At 54.5% G+C, this 2679-nt stretch carries 4 protein-coding genes; 1 reads left to right on the top strand and 3 read right to left on the bottom strand.

The window, feature by feature from the left end:
* Window positions 1-165: 165 nt before the first annotated feature.
* A complete protein-coding gene (locus tag PPL9_RS28990; RefSeq protein WP_057465977.1) occupies window positions 166-987 on the top strand; it encodes a sulfite exporter TauE/SafE family protein in 822 nt (273 codons plus the stop codon).
* A gap of 78 nt (window positions 988-1065) precedes the next feature.
* Here PPL9_RS28990 and PPL9_RS28995 read toward each other — a convergent pair whose 3' ends face one another.
* The 3 genes from PPL9_RS28995 to PPL9_RS33920 form a co-directional block, all read right to left on the bottom strand.
* Window positions 1066-1764, bottom strand: a complete 699-nt coding sequence (locus tag PPL9_RS28995; RefSeq protein WP_057465978.1) for a TIGR02281 family clan AA aspartic protease — start codon at window positions 1762-1764, stop codon at window positions 1066-1068.
* Window positions 1749-1970: a DUF1289 domain-containing protein gene (locus tag PPL9_RS31730; RefSeq protein WP_280139092.1), complete on the bottom strand. Its 222-nt coding sequence runs from the start codon at window positions 1968-1970 to the stop codon at window positions 1749-1751. Before PPL9_RS31730 ends, PPL9_RS28995 begins: the two co-directional genes overlap by 16 nt.
* 40 nt (window positions 1971-2010) lie before the next feature.
* The coding region (locus PPL9_RS33920) for an alpha/beta hydrolase (RefSeq protein WP_208989711.1) at window positions 2011-2679 on the bottom strand (669 nt) is incomplete at its 5' end.

The following is a 2679-nucleotide window of genomic DNA, read 5'->3' on the forward strand; positions in this document are numbered from 1 at the left end:
GCGAGCAAAAAGAGGCCGCATTGATTTAAAGCGCACTCCCGAAAAGTGGCTACCGGTTTTCGGACAAGAGTGCGCTTGAGGGATGCGTATTCCCGAAGAATGGACGCTAGTTTTCGGACAAGGGTACGTGTAGAAAAATTCGTTTGGAATTGAGGAGGGGGCAGCATGGACATGATTTCAGCGTCTATGCTGGGTTTCGGAGCGGCATTGGTTGCCTCCGGCGCACTAGCAGGTTTTCTGGCAGGATTGTTTGGTATCGGAGGCGGCGCAATCCTTGTGCCGGTTCTCGTGACCATTTTAACAGAAGTGGGCGTTGATCCTGACGTCGTTGTCCACATCTCGGTAGCATCCTCTCTGGGAGTGATCGTCCCAACGTCTCTACGGTCTTTCTTCGCACATAAAAAGAAGGGCGCCGTGGATCTGTCTTTGCTGAAAAGCTGGATCATTCCGGTGCCTATTGGCGTGCTGCTGGCATCTTATGTTGCTGCGCTCGTTTCAGGGGATACGCTCAAGGGCATCTTTGCAGTGATCGCGTTCGTGGTCGCCATGCGCATGCTGTTCAACCGTGAAAGCTGGAAGCTGGGCAACGATATTCCGGGCAATCCGGTGCGTGCGCTCATTGGCGTGCTGATCGGCTTCTTCTCAACGCTCATGGGCATCGGCGGCGGCGTTATGAACAACACCTTCATGACCTTGTTTGGCCGCCCAATCCATCAGGCTGTTGCAACATCCTCCGGTGTTGGAGTGTTGATTTCAATTCCGGCTGTCTTCGGCATGGTTGCAGCAGGGTGGGGCGCACCCAATCTGCCGCCGTTCTCTGTTGGCTACATCAACCTGCTGGCCGTGGCGCTGATCATTCCAATCACAATCTATGTGGCCCCACTGGGCGCGCACTTCGCACACAATCTGCCAAAGCGCAAGCTAGAGGTCGCGTTCGGTGTCTTCCTGCTCATCGCTTGCGCCCGGTTTACCTTCAGCCTGCTGTAAGCCAGCCCCTCTTAGAAACAAGAAAAGCCGCTGACAGTGATGTCAGCGGCTTTCTTTTATCTGATATCAGATGATTGTTCAACGGGCTTTCAGGATCAGCTGGTTGCCTTCCACGCGCCAGCTGGCAAACGTGTTCAGAGCGCTCATGCCCAGCAAACTGGTGGAGAGCATCTCCTCCTGCGCCACAAAGGCAGGCACATCGTTTAAGTCCCAGTCTCCAATCTGCATGTCCTGCAAGCGCACACGGGCCACAAAACCCATGCCGTTGGCAGTCGAAACCGGTGTCGTGAAGGACAGGTTCTGTGTATCGATGCCAACCCGGCGGGCATCGCCATAAGACAGGGTGATATGGGACGCGCCCGTATCCACCAGCATATCGACAGAGGTGCCATCCACCTGCGCATCAATGAAGAACTGATGGTTGATGCCGCGAGAGATCACCAGTTCGCCGCTTGCTGTCTGCGAAATAGAGCCGGGGAACAGCTCGGACATCACACGGTCACGAACGGTCATCAACTCATAGCGGTACGAGTAGCCGATAATCAGCAGCAGAGCCAAACCACCCCAGAAGATGACTGCGCCAAAAACTTCGCGGAATTTTGGACGGCGGATCAGCACGCCCATGCCAATCACAATCCCCATGGCGAGCAGGGCAACGAGGCGCGGCCCGTCCTCCTGAAACTTATCGCCCAAAAACTCAGGTGTTCCAAGGTAACCAGTCGCAACGCCAATCACCATTGCGCCAATAAGGATGACAAGGCCTATCGTCCAGCGCATTGTACATCCTCCTGTGTTACCGTGATAAATCTGGCTTTCCGGGCAGGTAGCTTTGCCAGCACATCATGTTGAGCTTGCGCGGAGAGGGACCCCCATCCGGCGATCTCACTCAAAAGGCGCCAACAGCTCACGCACATCCTCCGGTCTTCATCCAGCTTACACAGTTTTAAACAAGGGCTGGCGGGTGGTTCTAAAGTGACTGACAAAATAAAGTCCTACAAATCATTCGCTATCAGGCCGCAATCGTCAGCGCGTTGCGGCAACAGATCCAGGCGTGCTGATCACGATTTTCGCAGTGTTACCCAAAAACTCGGTAAAGCTGCGTCCAGCGTTGCCAAGACGGCCACCAATCCCTTGCTGGCTTCTGGCCATGGAGCCTTGCTCCAGGGCTCCGACCAGTTGCGGCCCAAACTGGGCAAGCTGCGCAAACTTATCATGGTTGACGCTATCCTGACCCTGCACATCTGTCAGGTCAATCACAACAACACCAAGCTTGGTGAGCTCCTCGTCATTCTCGATGCCACCAACACGGGCTTTGCCACCGGCAATACGGCGAGAGAAGCGTAACGCACGATCATCACGCGAGACCAGCACAAAAACGGGGTTTGCTCTGTACCCAAGAGAAGTAATCATTGTTTTGAAAACATCAATGTCGATGTCAGGCGAGGCCATCACAATCGTGACCTTTTTGTTCTTCAAAAGCCCGTGACCTTGCAGTTCCATCTGTCGCAAAGTCTCCAGCAACAACAGGTTGCCAAGCGAGTGTGCAAGAATGGTGACGCGGGTCGCGTTTGAGTTGGCCAGCTCTTGCAAAACTTGCTCCAACCCGTCACGCGCAACCGTCACGCTATTCGTATCATAGATGTAATCAGTCAGGTTGCCTGCAGAGGCCCACGTAAACAACACAGGCACCCG

The organism is Pseudovibrio sp. POLY-S9 (genome assembly GCF_001431305.1).
Lineage (GTDB): Bacteria > Pseudomonadota > Alphaproteobacteria > Rhizobiales > Stappiaceae > Pseudovibrio.

Excerpts from the sequence above, each read along its gene's own strand:
- PPL9_RS28995 (WP_057465978.1), bottom strand. The coding sequence starts at position 1,764 with ATGCGCTGGACGATAGGCCTTGTCATCCTTATTGGCGCAATGGTGATT.
- PPL9_RS28990 (WP_057465977.1), top strand. The coding sequence starts at position 166 with ATGGACATGATTTCAGCGTCTATGCTGGGTTTCGGAGCGGCATTGGTT.